Origin of the sequence: Sphingomonas sp. NCPPB 2930 (assembly GCF_042867205.1) — a bacterium.
Lineage (GTDB): Bacteria > Pseudomonadota > Alphaproteobacteria > Sphingomonadales > Sphingomonadaceae > Sphingomonas.
This window is the reverse complement of sequence record NZ_JBHZQU010000039.1, coordinates 1,027-2,190: the sequence shown is the minus strand read 5'-3', so window position 1 is coordinate 2,190 and position 1,164 is coordinate 1,027. Positions and strand designations below refer to the sequence as shown.

The window sequence follows — 1,164 nt, the reverse complement described above, 5'->3', positions numbered from 1 at the left end:
TCATTTGCTGATACCCTTACCACATAAGACAGCTTGTACATAGATTCCTTGCTTTGGTCTAAATTGGTTTCCAGCTCATTCACACTTTCCAGAGCTTCCGCCACATTGGAGCTGGTTTCATTATCACTTTGCCAAGCGTGGTTATCCAAGTCTTTCAGTTCTTTCTTTTTATTGCGGACAGTAGATAGGGCTTTACGATTCGCTACAATTTCCACATTCATTGACGTATCAATCGGGAATGTAAATTGCTGTTGCTGGTAGTAGAAGATTTCAGAGGACGGGAAGTCCAGTTCTCCGACAATGCTGTTAATGGTAAAGTAAGCTACATAGACGGTTTCATCTTCCTGCTGGATTTTCAAATATCGCTGTTTTTCTTCCACCAAACAGCGAGTAGGCTTAATCAAGTCATAGTATTTAATCAGCGTTTCATTATCCAGCTTTTTCTTTGATAGATGGTACTCATACTCTTCATAGGCAGTGCCTGTCTGTCCGTAAAGGTGTTCAATCAGATAGCCGAAGTCGTCCTTATCTAACCTGCGGATTTTGAAACGACGAGAGATTTTATTTTCTAAGAGCTTTTCCATCTTCTGAAAACGCAGGATTTCATCATTACTCATACTAACAAAATCGCCCATCAGCTTATGGTTCACATCATAGACAAAATCAGACAAAGCATTTTTTGCTTCAACGGTAAGACTTTTCATAGAAAACTCCTGATCGTTGAGAAGCAACTTAAAGCCGATAAAGAAACGGTAGTTCACTTGATTTTCGCCAATCATGGATATTAAAGCGTCTGTCTGTTGGTCGATTTTGTCATAGGCAACCGCTTTGAGCTTGCCAGTGACTTCATTTTTGGAACGCTCTTGTGCAGAACGTATGCTGGATTCTGTACTGATTTGTAAAGCATGAATTTTGCCATCACGATTTTGTGCGATAAGCTGTCTGAAAGAATCATGCACTTGTATTTTCTGTTCTGGACTTAGAAATGAGTAATTGTAAGGAACAAGCTCATAGTAAGCATAACATTCCCCGTCTTTATTCCAGACGAGATTGTTTTCAATGTATTTAATTGGATATGCCATAAAATTCACTCCTAACTGCTGTAATGGCTTCTTGTGGCTGGTTTCTGCCAAGCGTTACTTTTTTTCCTGCATAGGTCAGCTT

At 39.6% G+C, this 1,164-nt stretch carries 2 pseudogenes; both read right to left on the bottom strand.

The window, feature by feature from the left end:
- Positions 1-1,082 (bottom strand): annotated as a pseudogene (locus tag ACFX59_RS18195) (ATP/GTP-binding protein); the annotation flags it as partial.
- Positions 1,066-1,164: pseudogene (locus tag ACFX59_RS18190) on the bottom strand (conjugal transfer protein); the annotation flags it as partial. The pseudogenes ACFX59_RS18195 and ACFX59_RS18190, both read right to left, overlap by 17 nt.